Below are 18,950 nucleotides of genomic sequence, written 5' to 3' on the forward strand. Positions count from 1 at the left end.
TACACAGGAACGGGCAAGCATTGGCGCCGGGGCTGAATGACAGACCGCAGATCCAGATTCAATTTCGGGCCGGGCACGCTGGTGGCCGCGGCCTTTATCGGGCCGGGGACGGTCACGACCTGCACGCTCGCCGGGGCCAATTTCGGCCTCGCGCTCGTCTGGGCGCTGGTCTTCGCGACCGTGGCCACCATCATCCTGCAGGACATGGCCGCCCGGCTGGGCGCCGGCGCCGGCCGCGGGCTGGGCGAGGCCCTGCTCGAAGCCATGCCGGGCCCGCTCCTGAAGCTCATGGCGGGTGGGCTTGTCGTCATCGCGCTTGCGGTCGGCAATGCCGCCTATGAGAGCGGCAACATCATTGGCGGCGTCCTCGGCATGGAAGCGCTGACCGGCGAAGGCGCCCGGCGCTGGCTGGTCGGCCTGATCGCGGTCACTGCGGCGGGCGTCCTCATCATCGGCCGCTACAAGGCGATCGAGCGCATCCTGGTCGCCCTCGTCCTCATGATGAGCCTCGCCTTCGCCGCCAGCGCCATCATCGTCCGCCCCGACCTTGGCAGTCTCGCCGCGGGACTTGTGCCACAAATCCCCGAAGGCGGCCTGCTGACGGCCATCGCCCTGATCGGCACCACCATCGTGCCCTACAACCTCTTCCTGCATGCCGCCGCCGCCAAGCGTCACTGGCATGAACCGGGCGAAGCCGGGGCCGCACGCAAGGATGCGGCCATCTCCATCGGGCTTGGTGGACTGGTCTCCATCCTGATCCTGTCGACGGCCGCCGCCAGCCTGTTTGCGTCCGGCATCGAGGTTGAAAGCGCCCGCGAAATGGCCATCGCCCTGGAGCCGGCCTTCGGCCCGGTGGCGCGCTACCTTGTCGGCGCCGGCCTCTTTGCCGCGGGGCTCACATCTGCCATCACCGCGCCCATGGCGACCGCCTATGCCCTCACCGAGATCATGCCCGGCCAGACCGGCACAGCCAGCCTCAACCGCTTCCGCGCGATTGCGCTTGCCATTCTGGCCATCGGCACCGGCATCGCCCTGCTCGGGCTCAATCCTGTCTCGCTCATCATCGCCGCGCAGGCGGCCAACGGCCTGCTCCTGCCCATCGTGGCGGTCTTCCTGCTCCTGATCATGAACCGCCGCTCGGCACTGGGCGAGCATGCCAACGGCCTTTTCGCCAACATCGCCGGCGGGCTGATCGTGCTCATCACAATGGGCTTCGGTGCGCGCGCCCTCTGGCTGGCTTTCGAGCGGGCGACCGGATGAACCTCTCATCACCAGATACACCGGCCACAGGCCAGTGGCGCTTCTGGGTCGACCGGGGCGGCACCTTCACCGACATTATCGCCCGCAAGCCGGATGGCCGCTTCGAGATCACCAAGCTGCTGAGCGAAAACCCCGACGCCTATGACGACGCCGCCGTCGCGGGCATGCGCCGCCTGCTCAGGCTCGAGGCCGATGCGCCGCTGCCTGCCGACGCCATCGGCGATGTCCGTATCGGCACGACGGTCGCGACCAATGCCCTGCTGGAACGCAAGGGCGCGCGCACGCTCTTTGTGGTGAACACCGGCTTTGCCGACCTGCTCGCCATTGGGCGCCAGGCCCGCCCGCGCCTGTTCGATCTCGATATCCGCAAGCCCGCCCCGCTCTATGACATGGTCCGCGAAGTCGACGCCCGCACCGGCATTGATGGCGAGGCGCTCGCCCCGCTCGACCGCGACGGTGCCCGCAGCATGTTTGCCGAGGCCCGCGCCGCCGGGCTGGAGGCATGCGCCATCGCGCTCATCAATGCCTGGAAGTTTCCCGCCCTCGAGGTCGAGCTTGGCGCCCTCGCCAGAGAAGCCGGATTCGAGACAGTCACCCTCAGCCACGAAGCTGATCCCCTCACCGGCCTTGTCGCCCGCGGCGCGACCAGCGTCACCGATGCCTATCTGACCCCGGTCCTCGCCGCCTATGTCCGCACGCTGGAAGAGAAGCTCGGCGGGGTCGACCTCCATTTCATGCAGTCGAATGGCGGGCTTAGCGAAGCCCATGCCTTCCGCGGCAAGGATGCCGTCCTCTCCGGGCCCGCCGGGGGCGTGGTCGGCGCCGCACGCACGGCCGAAACACTCGGCTTCGACAAGGTGATCGGCTTCGACATGGGCGGCACCTCGACCGATATCGCCGTCTATGAAGGCGCCTTCGAGCGCGTCACCGAAACCGAGGTCGCCGGCGCCCCCCTGCGCGTGCCGATGATGGACATTCATACCGTGGCCGCCGGCGGGGGCTCGATCCTGCGCTTCGAACAGGGCCGGCTGCAGGTCGGCCCGCACAGCGCCGGCGCCGATCCGGGCCCCACCGCCTATCGCCGGGGCGGGCCGCTCACCGTCACCGACGCCAATATCCTGCTCGGACGCATCCAGCCGGACCACTTTCCGCCCGTCTTCGGCCCCGACAGCGACCAGCCGCTCGACAAGGCCGCCGTCGAAGAGACTTTCGAGACGCTGGCTGCGCAGATCAAAACCGAGACCGGCCAGCCCCAGACACCGCACGACGTCGCCACCGGCTTCCTGCAGATCGCCGTCGCCAACATGGCCGCTGCCATCCGCAAGGTGACGCTGGAGCGCGGGCGCGACACGGACGGCTTCGCGCTGCAGGCCTTTGGCGGGGCGGGCGGCCAGCATGCCTGTCTCGTTGCTGCGGAGCTTGGCATCGACACCGTCATCATCCACCCCTTTGCGGGCGTGCTCTCGGCGCTCGGTATCGGGCTCGCCGACGAGATCGACATTCGCCGGGCCTCTGTCGAGGACACACTGTCGGACACCTCCGTGGCCCGTGCAAAAGAGACGCTCGGCCAGCTGGGCGACGCGCAGGAAAGCCGCCTCGGCGGCGGCAGGATCACCTGGCAGCAATCGGCGTCGCTGCGCTATGACGGCACGGACACGACCATAGACGTCCCCTTTGCCAATGCCGACACGATGCGCAAAGCCTTCGAAGCCAGCCACCAGCGCCAGTTCGGCTTCACCACACCGGGCCGCGGCGTCGTCATGCAGGGCGTGGTCAGCGAAGCTGTCCGCCCCGGCACGACCGCCGAGCTGCCGCGTCTAGCCCCCGGCGAAGGCAAAGCCCCCGCCCCTGTCGCCGAAGCACAGCTCTGGAGCGCGGGCGAAGACCATACCGCGCCAGTCTACGAGCGCCGCCAGCTGCTTGCCGGCCAGACGCTGACCGGCCCGGCCCTCATCGTCGAGGAAACCCAGACCACCGTCATCGATGCCGGCTGGCGCGCCGAGGTCGCAGAGCGTGGTGAGCTTGTCCTGCGCCGGGCCGCCGCCGTTGCGCGGGGCGCCATCGAGGCCGGTGCCACACCTGACCCGGTGCTGCTGGAGCTGTTCAACAACATGTTCATGGCGGTCGCCGAGCGGATGGGCGCGGTGCTGCGCGACACTGCCACCAGCGTGAACATCAAGGAGCGGCTGGATTTCTCCTGCGCGGTCTTCGACGCCGAGGGCGGGCTGCTCGCCAATGCTCCGCACATGCCGGTCCATCTGGGCGCGATGGGCGAGAGTGTACGCACGGTTCTTCGCACGCGCGGCGACAGCCTGAAGCCCGGCGACATGATCGCCCTCAACAACCCGTTCAATGGCGGCACCCACCTGCCCGACGTCACGGTCATCGCTCCGGTCTTCGACGCGGCGGGCGAGCATATCCGCTTCTTCGTCGGCAATCGCGGCCATCATGCCGACATTGGCGGGCTGACGCCGGGCTCAACCCCGCCGGATGCGACACGGCTCGATGAGGAAGGCGTCGTGATCGACGACTTCCTGCTGCGCGAGGGCGGCACATTCCGGGAAGACGCCTTCCGCGCACTGCTGGAAAGTGCGCTCTGGCCCGCCCGCAATCCGGACGCCAATATCTCCGACATCCGCGCCCAGATCGCGGCCAACGAAGCCGGCGCCCGCGACATGATCGCCATGATCGAGCGCTATGGCTGGCCGGGCGTCTCGGCCTATGCGCGCCATGTCATGGACAATGCCGAGGAGAGCGTGCGCCGCGTCATCGACCGGCTGAGCGATGGCGAGATGCGCATCGAGATGGATGACGGCCTGCCGCTCACTGTCGCGATCCGTGTGGATCACGACAACCGCTCGGCCACGATCGACTTTACCGGCACCGGCCCGCAGCGGCCCGGCAATTTCAACGCCCCGCCCGTCGTGACCCGCTCGGCGGTGCTCTATGTCTTCCGCTGCCTCGTGCAGGACGACCTGCCGCTGAACGAAGGCTGCATGCGCCCGCTGAAGCTCGTCATTCCCGAGGGCTCCTTCCTGTCGCCCTCGCATGGCAGCGCGGTGGTCGCGGGCAATACCGAGGTGAGCCAGGCCGTCTGCAATGTCCTTCTCGGCGCGCTCGGGGCAAGCGCGGCCTCGCAGGGCACGATGAACAACCTCCTCTTCGGCAATGAAGACTATCAGTACTATGAGACCATCTGCGGCGGTTCAGGCGCCGGGCCGGGCTTTGACGGGGCGTCTGCCGTCCACACCCACATGACCAATACCCGCATCACCGATCCGGAGATCATGGAGCTTCGCTACCCGCTGCGGGTCGAAGCGTTCGCAGTGCGGCGCGGCTCCGGCGGCGCGGGCGAACACACTGGTGGCGATGGCGCGGTGCGGCGAATCCGGGCGCTCAGCGACACTACCGCCACGCTCGTCTCATCTTCTCGGAAAACCCCGCCCTTCGGCCTGGACGGCGGCGCGCCGGGCAAGACCGGCACGCAGTCCGTCACGCAAAAGGACGGCACGTCCGAATACGTGTCAGGCATCGCCACCATCGCCCTTAAAGCGGGCGACATGATCATCATCGAAACGCCGGGTGGCGGCGGTTATGGCTGAGGCGGCCCCTACAGCTCACTCGAACGGGCGGATATGGTGATAGGCGCGGCCATGATAGATCAGGCCGTTTTCGCTCGCCCCGACATGGCTGTCGGTCACCTTGCAGAAGAAGACGGTGTGGGTGCCATACTCGACCGCCTTGTCCACCTCGCATTCGAAGAGGGCGGCACTGTCGTTCAGGATGAGATTGCCGCGCTCGCTGACGACCCAGTCACCCGTGTTGAACCGCTCACGCGGATCGACCTTCGAGGTTGCGAAGACCCCGCTCACCTCTTCCTGGTCGCTGGAGAGCACATTCACGCTGAGCGCGCCATTCTCCTTGATGGCGGCATTGGCGCCCGAATTGCGGTTCACGCAGACGATCAGCGAGGGCGGATCGTCCGACACGCTGGTCACCGCAGAGACCGTGATGCCATAGCGCCCGCACGGCCCGTCCGTCGCAATGATGCACACAGCAGAGCCGAGACGCGCCATGGCGGCTTTGAATTGCAGGCTATCGGTCATGAACGGGCGGCTTTCATCATTGAGGCGGACATGGCGACTACCCCCATAACGCATCAGGCGCCATGTGAGGTCATGAGACCTCTCGCATATAGGTCTGGTGATGGCGCGCGCCCAGCCCCCGCGTCAATCAGATTTCGCCCTTGATGCGGCGCATGACGCCCGAGAAGTCGAGGCCCGCATGGCCGTCCTCGTCGAGCTTGGCATAGATCTCTTCGGCGTGCTGGCCGAGTGGTGTCTCCGCCCCGGCACCTTCGGCCGAGGCGAGCGCGAGCTTCAGGTCCTTCAGCATCATGGCCACCGCAAAGCCCGGCTTGTAGTCGCGGTTGGACGGCGCCGCCGGGACGGGCCCGGGCGCCGGGCAATAGCTCGTCATCGACCAGCACTGGCCCGAAGCGGTCGAGGAGATATCGAAGAAGGTCTGCGCATCGAGGCCCAGCTTTTCAGCGAGGTTGAACGCCTCGCAGGTGCCGATCATGGAGATGCCGAGCAGCATGTTGTTGGCAATCTTGGCGACCTGGCCATTGCCCGGCCCGCCGGCATGGAAAACGTTCTTGCCCATCGCCTCCAGCAGCGGCTTGCCCTTTTCGAAGCCTTCGGCCGGCCCGCCCACCATGAAAGTCAGCGTGCCGCCCTCGGCGGCCGCCACCCCGCCGGAGACCGGCGCATCCATATAGGCGAACCCGGCGTCTTCAGCCTTCTTCGCCGCCTCGCGGGCTTCTTCCACAGCAATGGTCGAACAATCGAGGAAGAGCGTCCCCGGCCCGGCATGGGCGGCCACGCCATCGTCGCCGAAATAGACCTGATGGACATGCTTTCCGGCCGGCAGCATGGTCACGACCACATCGGCCCCGGAGACCGCGTCCTTGATGGAGGCAGCTGCACTCGCCCCGGCACTGACGGCCTCTTTCACGGCGGCCTCATTGAGGTCGAACGCGCTCACCTCGAACCCGGCCTTGGCGAGGTTGGCGCACATCCCTGAGCCCATATTTCCCAGTCCGATAAAAGCGACCTTGGCCATGACTATCCTCCGATGAATTCCAGTTCGTGGTCGCCCAGCGGCTCGAAGAAAGTCTCGAGGATGACCGGGGTCACCTCCTCGAGGCTGGCTGGCTGCCAGGCGGGTTTGTTATCCTTGTCGATCAGCACCGCGCGCACGCCTTCCTGGAAGCTCTTGGTGCGCACCAGCCGCGAAGCGATGCGCAGCTCCATGCGCATATTCTCGCGGAAATCATCGAGCTTGCCGCCTTCGGTGAGCTGGCGATGCGCGATCTTGAGCGTCAGCGGCGACTTCGTCGTCAGCGCCTCGGCCTGGCCCTTGGCCCAGTCGCTGCCGGCTTCCAGGCAGGCGATGATGTCTTCCACACTGGCCTTGGCAAAGCAGCTGTCGATCTCGGGGATATGGTCGACAAAGCTGGGGCTCGCCTCGGTCTTCAGGCCATCCAGCGCCTTGACGCCCTGCTCGCAGAGCGCCTCGGCAAGCCCGTCCGGCTTGTCGGTGAAATGCGTCGCGACGCCGACGGCCAGCACATCCTCGCCCTTCAGCCGTTCCCCGGTGAGCGCGAGCCACATGCCGAGCGCGCCCGGCAGGCGCGGCAGGAACCAGCCACCGCCGACATCCGGGAAGAGGCCGATGCCGCTTTCGGGCATGGCGAAGAGCGTGTTCGGGGTCGCCACCCGGTAATCGCCGTGCACGGAAATACCGACGCCGCCGCCCATGGTCACACCGTCCTGGATCGCGACATAGGGCTTGGGATATTCCTTGATCAACGTATTGAGCCGGTATTCGGCGGCAAAGAAGTCGTGGGCTTCCTCACCGTCCTTCGCGCCCGATTCCGCCAGCATGCGAATGTCGCCGCCCGCGCAGAAACCGCGGGTGCCCGGGGCATGGTCGACAATGACAAGCTCGACGTCCGGGTCGTCGCTCCAGTCGTCGAGCGCGTCGGTCATGCGCTTGCACATGTCGAGGTTCAGCGAATGCAGCGCCTTCGGCCGGTTGAGCGTCAGGCGGCCAGCCTTGCCTTGCTTGCGGGCGAGAACGGTCGGTTCGGACATACCTATCCTTTCATCATCTCACGCGCGACGATGACGCGCATGATTTCATTCGTGCCTTCGAGGATCTGGTGGACCCGCAGGTCGCGGACAATCCGCTCGACCTCATAGTCTGCCAGGTACCCATACCCGCCATGAAGCTGCAGCGCATCATTGGCAACCTTCGAGGCGGTATCGGTCACGAAGCGCTTGGCCATGGCGCAATATTTCGTGGCGTCCGGGGCCTTGTGGTCGAGGCGCTGGGCGGCCTCGTAGAGCATTGCGCGGGCGGCTGTCAGCTCGGTCTCCATGTCAGCCAGCTTGAACTGGGTCGCCTGGAAATCGAGGATGGCGCGGCCGAACTGCTCGCGCTCCTTCACATAGGCGAAGGCCCGGTCGAGCGCGTCCTGCGCGCCGCCGAGCGCGCAGGCGGCAATGTTCAGCCGCCCGCCATCAAGGCCGGCCATGGCGAAACGGAAGCCGTGGCCTTCGTCGCCAAGCCGGTTTTCCGCCGGGATGCGGCAATCATCGAAATTGACCATGGCCGTCGGCTGGGCCCGCCAGCCCATCTTGTCCTCCGACTTGCCGAAGGAGAGGCCCGGCGCATCCTTCTCGACGACGAAGGTGGACACCCCACGCGCGCCCTCGTCCGAGGTGCGTGCCATGACGACATAGACGTCCGAGAAGCCGGCCCCTGAGATGAAGACCTTCGCGCCGTTCAGGACATAGTCGTCACCGTCGCGCCGGGCCGAGGTCTTCAGGCTGGCCGCATCCGATCCCGCGCCCGGCTCGGTCAGGCAGTAGGAGGCGATCAGCTCGGTCGCCGTCAGCCGCGGGACGTATTTCGCGCGCAAGGCATCGTCGGCGAAGCTGTCGATCATCCAGGTCGCCATATTGTGGATCGACAGGAAGGCGGCGTGGCTGATGTCGCCGCGCGAGAGCTGTTCGAAGATCAGCACCGCATCGAGGCGCGTCAGCCCCGAGCCGCCATGCTCCTCGGTCGTGTAAATCCCGCCAAAGCCGAGCTCGCCGAGCGCTTCCAGCTTCGAGCGGTCGAGGTTGCCTTCCTTGTCCCATTGGGCCGCATGCGGGCGCAGCTCGTTCATGGCGAAAGTCTTCGCCATGTCCGAAATCATCGTCTGTTCTTCAGTCAGCAGCATGTTCGATGTCTCCGTCTTTCAACGTCTGACTTACTGCATTGTCGGAATGACGAAAGCCTGGTCGCCGATATCGCCTTCCGGCCAGCGCTGGGTGACGGTCTTGATCTTGGTCCAGAACTTCACGCCTTCCGGCCCGTGCTGATTGGTGTCGCCAAAGGCAGACCGCTTCCAGCCGCCAAAGGTGTGGTAGCTGACCGGCACCGGGATCGGCACATTGATGCCGACCATGCCGACATTGACCTGCGCGGCGAACTCGCGCGCGGCGCGGCCGTTCGAGGTGAAGATGGCGACACCGTTGCCGTACTGATGGTTCGACGGCAGGGCGGCGGCTTCTTCCAGCGTCTCGGCACGGACCACCTGCAGGACGGGCCCGAAGATCTCTTCCTTGTAGGAGCGCATGCCCGCTTTCACATTGTCGAAGAGCGACGGGCCGACAAAGAAGCCGTTCTCATGGCCTTGCAGCGTGTGGCCGCGCCCGTCGAGCTTCAGCTCGGCGCCCTCATCGACCCCCATCTGGATATAGTCCTCGACCTTCGCCTTGTGCGCGGCCGAGACCACCGGGCCGTAATGGGCGTCCTTGTCGGTCGAGATACCGACCTTGAGGTTCTGCGCTGCCTCCAGCATGCGCTCTACGAACTCATCGCCGGTCTTCTGGCCGACCGTGACAGCGACGGGAAGCGCCATGCAGCGCTCGCCGGCCGAGCCATAGGCCGCACCGACAATGTCCTTCACCGCCTGGTCCATGTTTGCGTCCGGCATGATGATGCCGTGGTTCTTCGCCCCACCCATGGCCTGAACGCGTTTTCCGTGCGCGGTCCCGGTGGCATAGACATATTGCGCGATGTCGGAGGAGCCGACGAAGCTGACGGCCTTCACCTCCGGATGCTTCAGGATCGCGTCGACGGCCTGCTTGTCGCCATGGACGACGTTCAGCACACCTGCCGGTGCGCCGGCCTCCATGAAGAGTTCGGCGAGCCGTACCGGGACGGACGGGTCCTTTTCGGACGGCTTCAGCACGAAAGTGTTGCCGCAGGCGATGGCGACGGCAAACATCCAGCAAGGGATCATGGCCGGAAAGTTGAATGGCGTGATGCCGGCACAGACACCCAGCGGCTGGCGCATGGAATAGACGTCGATGCCGGGCCCGGCACCCTCAGTGTATTCGCCCTTCTGCAGGTGCGGGATGCCGCAGGCAAACTCGACCACGTCGATGCCACGCTGCACGTCACCCTTCGAATCCGCGACCACCTTGCCGTGCTCGGAGGAAAGCAGCTCGGCCAGCTCGTCGATATTCTGCTCCAGCAGGTCCTTGAACTTGAACAGGATACGCGCGCGGCGCTGCGGATTGGTCGCCGCCCATTCCGGCAGCGCGGCCCTGGCCGCCTCGACCGCCTTGTCGACTTCCGCATCGCTGGCGAGATCGACCTTCGCCTGAACCTCGCCGGTATTGGGATTGTAGATGTCGCCGAACCGGCCCGACTGGCCCTCGACCGGCGCCCCGGACATGTAGTGATGGACACTGCGCATTCTGGCCTCTCCTGAGTTCTGTTTGGGCGAAGCCTAGAAGCTGGCCCCATGCGGGTCCAGAACAAGCTTTGCAGATGACACCTGCGATTTTGCAGGTTATGCCGACAGCATGAACTGGGACGACCTCAAGATTTTCCTCGATGTCTCGCGCCAGCCCAAGCTGGACAGTGCCGCCACGCACCTGCATCTCGACGCCACGACCATCAGCCGACGCATCAAGCGGCTCGAGCAGGAGCTTGGCCTCACCCTGTTTGAACGCACACGGCGCGGCCATGTTCTCACCCCGTCCGGCGAACGCCTGGCCGCGCGGGTCGAGGAGATGGAATCGCTCTCGCTGGATATCCAGTCGGAAAGCGCCTCGGAGAAGAGCGCGGCCGGGCGCATCCGGCTCGGCGTCACCGAAGGGCTCGGCTCGGCCGTCATCGCGCCTGCGCTTGGCGCCTTCAAGCGCCAGCACCCCAAGATCGATGTCGACCTGATCGCGCTGTCGGGCTTTGTCAGCGTGCCGAAGCGACAGGCCGACATGTCCATCCTGCTGACACGCCCCTCCGCCGGCCGTCTCAAGGTGCGCAAGCTCACCGACTATTCGCTGAAGCTCTATGGCGCGGCCGGCTATATCGACCGCCATCCGCCCGTCGCCTCACGCGCCGACCTGCAGCACCATACGCTGATCGGTTATGTCGACGACCTGATCTATTCCTCGCAGCTGCGCTATTTCGACGAGCTTCTGCCCGGCCTCACGCCTCAGCTGTGCAGCCCGAGCATCGTGGCGCAGGCGGAAATGGTCTCAGCCGGCGCGGGCCTCGGCATCCTGCCCGTCTTCATGGCCGAGCGCCTGCCGCATCTGAAGCCGATCCTGCCCGCAGACATTCACGTCACCCGCTCCTTCTGGCTGTCGCTACACGAGGATGTTGCCAGCCTCACCCGCAACCGGCTGATGGCCGACTTCCTGGGCGAGCTGATGCAGGACCTGCCCTGAGCCCGTTTCCCAGTATCAACCTGCACGCATGCAGGTGGCCTGAAAACATCCGGCGCCCCTGATCTCGCACGCCTGCTTCATCCTTCGGCGCCTGCCCCATTCGGGGCGCCCATGGCGCGGTCCAGCTTGACACCAGCCCCGCGAACGCCTCACTGCTGAAAGCCCGGCATGGCTTTGCCCGGCCCTGCCCCCGCGGATGGAGAGACGATGACAGACGCGCACCCCCGCCGGACATCGCCGGTGCCGCTCGACCGGCAAGGCCTTCTGGACCGTCTGCGCGCCTACGCCTCCGACATCGACCATGACCCGATGACCAATTCGGTCTTCTCGCTGGCCATGGCGCTGTTCCAGGATCTCGATAGCGGCCATCACACGCTGGAAGCGCTGACAGAGCCGGTCGACACCTTCCACTTCGACCTCCTGTGCGAACGCGCCGAAGACTTCCGCAAGCAGCACAGCCTAAATGGCGACGGCCCGTGGGCCTCTGTGCGCACACGCCTCGAAGCCGCTGCCGCCGAAGGCAAGGATGCCTTCCTCGCTGCCACGCAAAAAGCCCATGGCGGGATCGTCTTTACCGCCCACCCGACCTTTGCCCTCTCACGCTCGCTGCGTCAGGCCTTCGCCCATCATGTCACCGCCAATGACGAGGAAAGCCTCGACAGCCTGAAGGCCGAAGCGAGCCGCCCGAATACGGACTGGCCGGGCCAGATCACCCTGCTCAGCGAACATGAGGAAGCCCAGAACGCCATCGCCTGCGCCCAGCAGGCCGCGCGCGCCTATGGCCGGCTGATCCTGGAGGTGGCGCAGGACAGCTTCTCCAACAGCTGGCGGTCCCTGCGCCCGGTCCTGCCGACGATTGCAAGCTGGGTCGGCTATGATCTCGACGGGCGCACCGACATTCACTGGTCGCAATCGATCGCGCTGCGCCTGCGCGAAAAGGAAGCCCAGCTCGGCTATTACATCAAGCGCCTGGACGGGCTCGAAGCGAGCGAGCAGACCGGCGCGCTGGCCGACCGGCTCGGCAAGGCGCGCGACCACACCGCCAGGGCCGCAGAGCTGTTCGAGGGCGACCTCTTCGACCCGGATACGCTGGTGCGGGCGGCAAACTTCCTCACCGCCGACAGCGATGACAAGCTGATCGACACCGACGCGATCATCGCCCCGCTCACCGCGCTGATCGACGATCCGGCGACCGAAGCGGGCCTTGCCGCCGACCTGATCGTCCTGCGCGCCGAAATCGAAGCGCTGCAGCTTGGCACCGCGCGCATCCATCTGCGTGTCAACGCCGCCCAGGTCCGCACCGTGCTCTCGCGCGACCTTGAGCTCGAAACCGAGGATGTCGACCTCGGCCGCCTCGCGCTCAGCCAGCTTTCGGAAATGGCCGCCTCCGACGAGGTCCGCCCGGTCAATTTCGCCGACCTCTTCATCGAGCAATCGACCGCGCGGCGCCAGTTCATGATGTGCGCGCAGATCCTGAAGCATATCGATGCCCGCTCGCCGATCCGCTTCCTGATCGCCGAGAGCGAGAACCCGGCCACCGTGATGGGCGCGCTCTATCTCGCCCGGCAATATGGCGTCGCCCATGCGCTCGACATCTCGCCGCTCTTCGAGACGCCGGAAGCACTGGAAACCGGCGGACGCTTCGTTGAACGCCTGCTCGAGGAGCCGGCCTTCCTCGATTATGTGAAAACGCGCGGCTATCTCTCCATCCAGCTCGGCTTTTCCGATTCCGGGCGCTTCATCGGCCAGGTCGCCGGCAATATGGCGATCGAGCGGATCCATAACCTGATCGGGCGCGCCGTCGGCGAGAAACTGCCGGGCATCGGCTTGCTCTTCTTCAACACGCATGGCGAATCCATGGGCCGGGGCGCCTATCCCGGCACGTTCGAACAGCGCTTCGACCATTTGCTCACCCGCTGGGCCCGCGCCGGCCTGATCGCGCGCGACATCCATCCGATGCATGAGGTGAGCTTCCAGGGCGGCGACGGCTTTCTCCATTTCGGCACGCCGGCACTTTCCGAGGCGACGTATGCCGCTTTCTGCGAGCACGTCCTGTCCAACACGGATGGCTCGGCCGGCGACCCTTTCTACGAGCATACCGACTTCGTCTGGGATGCTTACCGCGCGCTGCGACACTGGCAGGAAACCCTGTTTGTCGACAGCGACTATGCCCGGATGCTGAGCGGCTTTGCCACCGGCTTCCTCGTCAAGGCGGGCTCGCGGCCGGTCAAGCGCGCCGGCAGTGTCAGCGGGCCGTCGGCGATCCGCGCCATCTCGCACAATGCCATGCTGCAGCAGCTCGGCGTGCCGCTCAATTCCGCCTGCGGCATCGGCTCCTCGGTGGAGCGCGAGACCGAGCGTCTGCGCGACCTCATCAATGACAGTCCCCGCATGCATGCCCTCGTCATGCTGGCCACCCGCGCGCGCATGCTGACCAGCCTGCCGGCCCTGCGCGGCTATGCATCGGTCTATGATCCGGAAGTCTGGCTGGCGGTCGCCAAGCACGGCACGGTCCACAATGAGGCCGCCCTGCGCCGGGTCGCCGATTCCATCAGCGACTACACCACCAGCACCAGCCTCAAGCGCATCGCCAACATTCTCGCCGTCGACCTGATCAAGTTCGACCGGCTGCTGGCGACGCTGGACGATGCCCCCTCGGTCGAGAGCCGCCATGAGGGCCGGCTGGAAATCCACGCCCTGCACGCCATCCGCCAGGCCGTCATGATGTATGCGCTGAGCCTGATCGGACGGCTGCGTAATTTCTCTGCCCGCCACGACACCAGCCTGGAAGACATCATCGACCTGGTGTTGAGCCTGCGCATCCAGGACGCGGTCGAAATGCTCGAAACCATCTACCCGGCGTCCCGCGATGAAACGGAGCTGATAGAGGGTGTCTCAGAACGAGGCTTCGAGGCGGCCGAAACGAGTGCGGCCGGCTATGACCAGTTGCACCGCGAGATCATCGACCCGCTTCGCCTGACAGATGAATTGATCCGGCGAATTTCTGTTGCCACGTGTCAGGCCTTTGGGGCCTGGGGCTAGGCGTGACCGGCCTTCCGGCGGGACATTGCCGTCCTGTCACAAACTGTTGCGTTTGCAACAGCTATAAGCAGGCCAGGACGTCCACAGACTGTCTTTCGGGCAGATCGTCAGGAAGTCGTGAGCTGGTGCGGAATCTGCATTGCAGAAAAGCGCGAGTCGAGGTTACTTTTGCAACCAGAAGGGGAATTGAGGCACTGTGTTGAACTCACCAAGGCTTCACTCGGAGATACCGCCTTCAGCCTCCAGGGTTGAAAGCCGGCGCTCTTTTCCCTCGACGGACGCAACGCTTTCCCCAAAAGACATCTATCCCGAATGGCTGGGCGACCGGCGTTTCACAAACTTGCATGGCAGCCGCTTCGCCTATGTCGTGGGTGAAATGGCGCGCGGCATCGCCACCCCCCAAATGGTGGTCGAGGCCGTCCGCGCCGGGCTTGTCGGCTTTTATGGCAGTGCCGGCCTGCGGCCCGAGACGATTGCCGAGGGGCTCGACGCGATCGAAGCCGGGCTTGGCAAGGGGGCGCCCGCCTGGGGGGCCAATCTCATCCACTCGCCCCAGCAGCCGGGCTATGAGCGCGCTGTGGTCGACCTTTTCCTTGAGCGCGGCGTCGCCCGCGTCTCGGCTTCCGCCTTCATGACGCTCTCGAAAGAAATCGTGCGCTACAGCGCCCGGGGGCTTTCGCGCGCCCCCGATGGCAGCATTGGCCGCTCCACCCATGTCTTCGCCAAGGTCTCACGCGCCGAAGTCGCGCGCCATTTCATGGCCCCGGCGCCGGACAAGCTCCTGAAGGAGCTCGCTGCCGCCGGCGACATCACGCCGGTACAGGCTGAGCTTGCCCGCCAGGTCCCGGTCGCCGCCGACATCACCGCCGAATCCGACAGTGGCGGCCACACCGACAACCGCCCGGCCGGCCCGCTTTTCTCCTCGCTCGTGCAGACGCGTGAAGAGGTGTGCACCGAACACGGCATGGCGACCGACCTGATCCGCATTGGCCTCGCCGGCGGCATCGGCACGCCCTGGGCCGCGGCAGCCGCCTTCCAGATGGGGGCGGCTTACATTCTGACCGGTTCGGTCAACCAGGCCGCCGTGGAATCCGGTCTCTCGCTCGAGGGGCGCAAGCTGCTCGCCGAAGCCGGGCCGGCGGATGTCGCCATGGCGCCTGCCGCCGACATGTTCGAACAGGGCGTCGAGGTGCAGGTGCTCAAGCGCGGCACCCTGTTTGCCATGCGCGGCAAGCGCATGTGGGCGATCTACAAGGCGCGTGAGAGCTTCGAGGCCTGCACCCCCGACGAACGCAAATTCATCGAGACCGCGCTCGGCGAATCCTTTCCGGACGCCTGGGCGAAGACGAAAAGCTATATGCAGCGCGCCAATCCGGCTGAACTCGCCCGCGCCGAGGGCGATCCGAGCCGACAGATGGCGCTTGTCTTCCGCCGTTATCTCTTCTTCGGCGCACAATGGGCGCGCGAGGGCGATGCGGCCCGGCTGCGCGACTATCAGATCTGGTGCGGCCCGGCGATGGGCGCCTTCAATGAGTGGGTTGAGGGAAGCCTGCTGGAAGCGCTCGAGAACCGGACCGTCAAACAGATTGCCTGGAACATGCTCGACGGCGCCGCGCACATCACGCGCATGCAGCTGCTTCGCGCCACCGGGCACGACGTACCGCCATCGGCCTTTGCCTACCGGCCGGGGCTTTTCGAGTAGTTTTTGATGAGTGAGGGCTGATCAGAATGAGCAGCAAGACGACCCGCCCGGCCGATATCGCCATTGTGGGGCTCGGGGCCATGTTCCCCGGACGCGGCGACACGCCCGGCTTCTGGCGCGACATTGCCGAGGGCGTCGATACGCTCGGGCCGGTGCCGCCGACGCACTGGCTGGTCGAGGACTATTATGACGCCGATCCGAAGGCCCGCGACCGCACTTATGGCCGGCGCGGCGGCTTCCTCTCGCCGCAGGGCTTCGACCCGCTCGACTTCGGCATTCCGCCCAACCAGCTCGAAGCCACAGACACCGCCCAGCTGCTCGCCCTGATCGTCGCCCAGCAGGCGCTCAGCGAAGCCGAAACGGCCACGAATGGCACAATCGACCGTGAACGCACGAGCTGCGTGCTCGGCGTGGCTTCGGCCACCGAACTCGTCGCGCACATGGCCGGCCGCCTGCACCGCCCGGCCTGGATCAAGGGCCTGCGCGAAGCCGGCCTGCCGGAAAGCCAGGTGCAGGAGATTGCCGAACGCATTTCCGCGAACTTCTCCGAATGGAAGGAAAGCACCTTCCCCGGCTTGCTCGGCAATGTCGTGGCCGGGCGCATCGCCAACCGGATGGACCTGGGCGGCGCGAACTATGTCACCGATGCCGCCTGCGCCTCCTCGCTGTCGGCGGTCCAGGTGGCCCTGCACGAGCTTAATTCCGGCGATAGCGACATGGTGCTCGCCGGGGGTGTCGACACGCTGAACGACATCCTGATGTATATGTGTTTCTCGAAGACACCGGCGCTCTCCATGAGCGAGGATTGCCGGCCCTTCTCCGACAAGGCAGATGGCACGATGCTCGGCGAAGGCATCGGTATTCTCGCTCTGCGCCGGCTGGAAGATGCCGAGCGTGACGGCAACCGCATCCATGCCGTCATCAAGGGGCTCGGCGCAGGCTCGGACGGCCGGGCGACGGCCATCTATGCCCCACTGCCCGACGGCCAGGCCCGCGCCCTGAAGCGCGCCTATGAGCAAGCTGGGTACGATCCGCGCACTGTGGAACTGGTCGAGGCTCACGGCACCGGTACGAAGGCCGGCGATGCGGCCGAGATTGGTGGGCTAAAACTCATCTTCTCGCCCGAGGATGCGCCAGCCGAAGCGCCCTGGTGCGCCATCGGCTCCATCAAGTCCCAGATCGGCCACACCAAGGCGGCGGCCGGCTCTGCCAGCCTGATCAAGACGGCGATGGCGCTCTCGCGCAAGGCCTATCCGCCGACCCTCAAGGTCGACCAGCCCGCCCCCGCGCTCGCCGGGTCGCCCTTCTATCCCAATCGCGAGCTTCGCCCCTGGGTGCGCAGTTCGGACCATAAACGCCGGGCCGCCGTCAGCTCCTTCGGCTTTGGCGGCTCGAACTTCCACCTGACGCTTGAAGAATATGATGGGCCGAGCGCCGTCCAGCCCGAGCGGGCGCTGTCGGCAGAGCTGATCATGGTGTCGGCGGATACGCCGGAAACACTGGAACGCATTCTCGAAGCCTTCGCCCAGCGCCTGGAGCATGAGGAAGACCTCGCCCTCCTCGCCAGCGAAAGCCATGCCGGCTTTGACGCCACCGCGCCCTGCCGCGTCGCCATCGTCGCCACCGACAATGAGGACTATGCCGAAAAGGCCGGCAAACTCGCCTGGCATCTGAGCGCCGGCACCGCCGAAACCGCGCCGATGCCGAAGGGCGTCAGCGTCTCGCTGTCTGCCGCCAAACCGGGCAAGCTCGCTTTCCTGATGCCCGGCCAGGGCAGCCAGTATGTCGGCATGGGCCGCGACCTCGCCCTCGCCTTTCCCGAAGCGCGCGCCGCCTGGGACCTTGCCGCCAGCCACAAGAAGACCGGCAAGCAGGCGCTGCACAATCTCGCCTTCCCGCCATCGGCCTATAGCGAGGCCGAAGCCAAAACGCAGGCCGAGACGCTCACCGCCATGGAGAACGCGCAACCGGCACTCGCCGCCGCGACGCTCGCCACGCTTGCCGTGCTCGACAAGGCCGGTCTCACGCCCGACATGGCCGCCGGCCACAGCTTCGGCGAGATCATGGCCCTGCAAGCCGCCGGCAGCCTCAGCGCGAAAGACGCCCTCACCGTCGCCCACAGGCGCGCGAAACTGATGAGCAAGGCCGCCGCCTCGAATGAGGGCGCCATGCTCGCCACCCAGGCAGCCGCCGAAACGCTCGCCCCCATCCTCGAAAACCACCCGGATGTCGTCATCGCGAACGACAATGCGCCGACGCAGACCGTGCTCTCCGGCCCGGTCGATGCGATCGAAGCCGCCCGCGCCGCCATCGAGGCCGCCGGCATCAAGACGCGACGCCTGCCGGTCGCCTCGGCTTTCCACTCGCCCATCGTCGCCGGCGCCGTCGAGCCCTTCCGCAAGGCACTCGACAAGGTCGAGTTCTCGAAGGCGGCCTTCCCGGTCTTCGCCAATGTTTCGGCCAAGCGCTATCCGCTCGCCTATGCCCGCCAGCGTGACCTGCTCGCGACCCAGATCGAAAGCCCGGTCCGCTTCCGCTCCATTGTCGAGGCCATGGCTGAGGATGGCGTGACCACCTTTGTCGAGGCTGGCCCCGGAACGGTGCTGACCGCGCTGGTCGGCCAGATCCTGCCGGGCAAGGCCAATGCCATTGCGCTCGATGACAAGAAGGGCGACGGGCTCGCTGCCTTCCTCGCCGGGTTGGGCAAGCTCGCGGTGCTCGGCCACACGGTCGACTTCGAGGCCCTGTTTGCCAACATGCCCGCGCCGCAGCCGCGCAAGCCGCGCTCGAAGCATACGATCGACCTCACCGGCGCGAATTATCACAAGCCCTATCCGCCGAAAGACGGCGCAGCCGGCCTGCCGCCGCCCAATCCCGAGCGTGTCGAGCCTCAACCGGCGGCCGCCGAAGCCCGCAATCCGGGCCCGCAGACAACCAGCGAGGCGCCACAGCAGCCCGAACCGGAAAAGCCGCCGGAACCAGCAACCAGTCAGCCCCCGCAAAACGCCTCCCAGACAGCAACACCCACTCCTTCAGGAGCCTCATCCGTGACCCAGTACAGCCGCCCGGCCAGCGACGCCGCCGAACGCATCCACGCCAACATGACCGCGGCCCATGCCGACTATATCGACGCCCTCCGCGCCGCT

11 protein-coding genes are annotated in these 18,950 nt (G+C 66.2%); 6 read left to right on the plus strand and 5 right to left on the minus strand.

Annotated elements, in window-relative coordinates:
* Positions 1-36: 36 nt before the first annotated feature.
* A complete protein-coding gene (locus B8784_RS05980) occupies positions 37-1,260 on the plus strand; it encodes an Nramp family divalent metal transporter (protein WP_084396684.1) in 1,224 nt (407 codons plus the stop codon).
* Complete coding sequence (locus B8784_RS05985; protein ID WP_084396685.1) at positions 1,257-4,862, plus strand: hydantoinase B/oxoprolinase family protein; 3,606 nt, start codon at positions 1,257-1,259, stop codon at positions 4,860-4,862. Before B8784_RS05980 ends, B8784_RS05985 begins: the two co-directional genes overlap by 4 nt.
* Positions 4,863-4,877: 15 nt before the next feature.
* Here the strand turns inward: B8784_RS05985 and B8784_RS05990 are convergent, their stop codons facing one another.
* The 5 genes from B8784_RS05990 to B8784_RS06010 form a co-directional block, all read right to left on the minus strand.
* Entirely contained in the window at positions 4,878-5,366 is a 489-nt protein-coding gene (locus B8784_RS05990; RefSeq protein ID WP_084396701.1) for a flavin reductase family protein, read from the minus strand.
* Positions 5,367-5,493: 127 nt separating this feature from the next.
* Positions 5,494-6,384 (minus strand): 3-hydroxyisobutyrate dehydrogenase, encoded by an 891-nt coding sequence (gene mmsB / locus B8784_RS05995; protein ID WP_084396686.1) that lies wholly within the window; start codon positions 6,382-6,384, stop codon positions 5,494-5,496.
* A gap of 2 nt (positions 6,385-6,386) precedes the next feature.
* Positions 6,387-7,418 carry an enoyl-CoA hydratase/isomerase family protein gene (locus tag B8784_RS06000; RefSeq protein ID WP_084396687.1) on the minus strand — a complete coding sequence of 344 codons (1,032 nt, stop codon included), beginning with the start codon at positions 7,416-7,418 and terminating at the stop codon, positions 6,387-6,389.
* 2 nt (positions 7,419-7,420) lie between these two features.
* The gene (locus tag B8784_RS06005) at positions 7,421-8,554 is read right to left on the minus strand and encodes an acyl-CoA dehydrogenase family protein (RefSeq protein ID WP_084396688.1); all 1,134 of its coding nucleotides are present in this window, start codon (positions 8,552-8,554) and stop codon (positions 7,421-7,423) included.
* Positions 8,555-8,584: 30 nt separating this feature from the next.
* Positions 8,585-10,081, minus strand: a complete 1,497-nt coding sequence (locus B8784_RS06010; protein WP_084396689.1) for a CoA-acylating methylmalonate-semialdehyde dehydrogenase — start codon at positions 10,079-10,081, stop codon at positions 8,585-8,587.
* A gap of 109 nt (positions 10,082-10,190) precedes the next feature.
* Between B8784_RS06010 and B8784_RS06015 the strand changes: the two genes are divergently transcribed.
* From B8784_RS06015 to B8784_RS06030, 4 genes are all read left to right on the plus strand, one after another.
* Positions 10,191-11,060: a LysR family transcriptional regulator gene (locus B8784_RS06015; protein WP_084396690.1), complete on the plus strand. Its 870-nt coding sequence runs from the start codon at positions 10,191-10,193 to the stop codon at positions 11,058-11,060.
* Between the two features lie 207 nt (positions 11,061-11,267).
* Positions 11,268-14,102, plus strand: a complete 2,835-nt coding sequence (locus B8784_RS06020; RefSeq protein WP_084396691.1) for a phosphoenolpyruvate carboxylase — start codon at positions 11,268-11,270, stop codon at positions 14,100-14,102.
* A 196-nt stretch (positions 14,103-14,298) separates the two neighbouring features.
* A complete protein-coding gene (locus tag B8784_RS06025) occupies positions 14,299-15,804 on the plus strand; it encodes a PfaD family polyunsaturated fatty acid/polyketide biosynthesis protein (RefSeq protein WP_084396692.1) in 1,506 nt (501 codons plus the stop codon).
* 26 nt (positions 15,805-15,830) lie between these two features.
* The coding region (locus B8784_RS06030) for a type I polyketide synthase (RefSeq protein ID WP_143435321.1) at positions 15,831-18,950 on the plus strand (3,120 nt) is incomplete at its 3' end.

The organism is Henriciella aquimarina, from assembly GCF_002088975.1.
Classification (GTDB): Bacteria; Pseudomonadota; Alphaproteobacteria; order Caulobacterales; family Hyphomonadaceae; genus Henriciella; species Henriciella aquimarina.

What these genes read in the sequence shown, in the direction of transcription:
- B8784_RS06015 (WP_084396690.1), top strand. Translation starts at nt 10,191, where the DNA reads ATGAACTGGGACGACCTCAAGATTTTCCTCGATGTCTCGCGCCAGCCC.
- B8784_RS05985 (WP_084396685.1), top strand. Translation starts at nt 1,257, where the DNA reads ATGAACCTCTCATCACCAGATACACCGGCCACAGGCCAGTGGCGCTTC.
- B8784_RS05980 (WP_084396684.1), top strand. Translation starts at nt 37, where the DNA reads ATGACAGACCGCAGATCCAGATTCAATTTCGGGCCGGGCACGCTGGTG.
- B8784_RS06010 (WP_084396689.1), bottom strand. Translation starts at nt 10,081, where the DNA reads ATGCGCAGTGTCCATCACTACATGTCCGGGGCGCCGGTCGAGGGCCAG.
- B8784_RS06000 (WP_084396687.1), bottom strand. Translation starts at nt 7,418, where the DNA reads ATGTCCGAACCGACCGTTCTCGCCCGCAAGCAAGGCAAGGCTGGCCGC.
- B8784_RS06005 (WP_084396688.1), bottom strand. Translation starts at nt 8,554, where the DNA reads ATGCTGCTGACTGAAGAACAGACGATGATTTCGGACATGGCGAAGACT.
- B8784_RS06020 (WP_084396691.1), top strand. Translation starts at nt 11,268, where the DNA reads ATGACAGACGCGCACCCCCGCCGGACATCGCCGGTGCCGCTCGACCGG.
- mmsB (WP_084396686.1), bottom strand. Translation starts at nt 6,384, where the DNA reads ATGGCCAAGGTCGCTTTTATCGGACTGGGAAATATGGGCTCAGGGATG.
- B8784_RS05990 (WP_084396701.1), bottom strand. Translation starts at nt 5,366, where the DNA reads ATGACCGATAGCCTGCAATTCAAAGCCGCCATGGCGCGTCTCGGCTCT.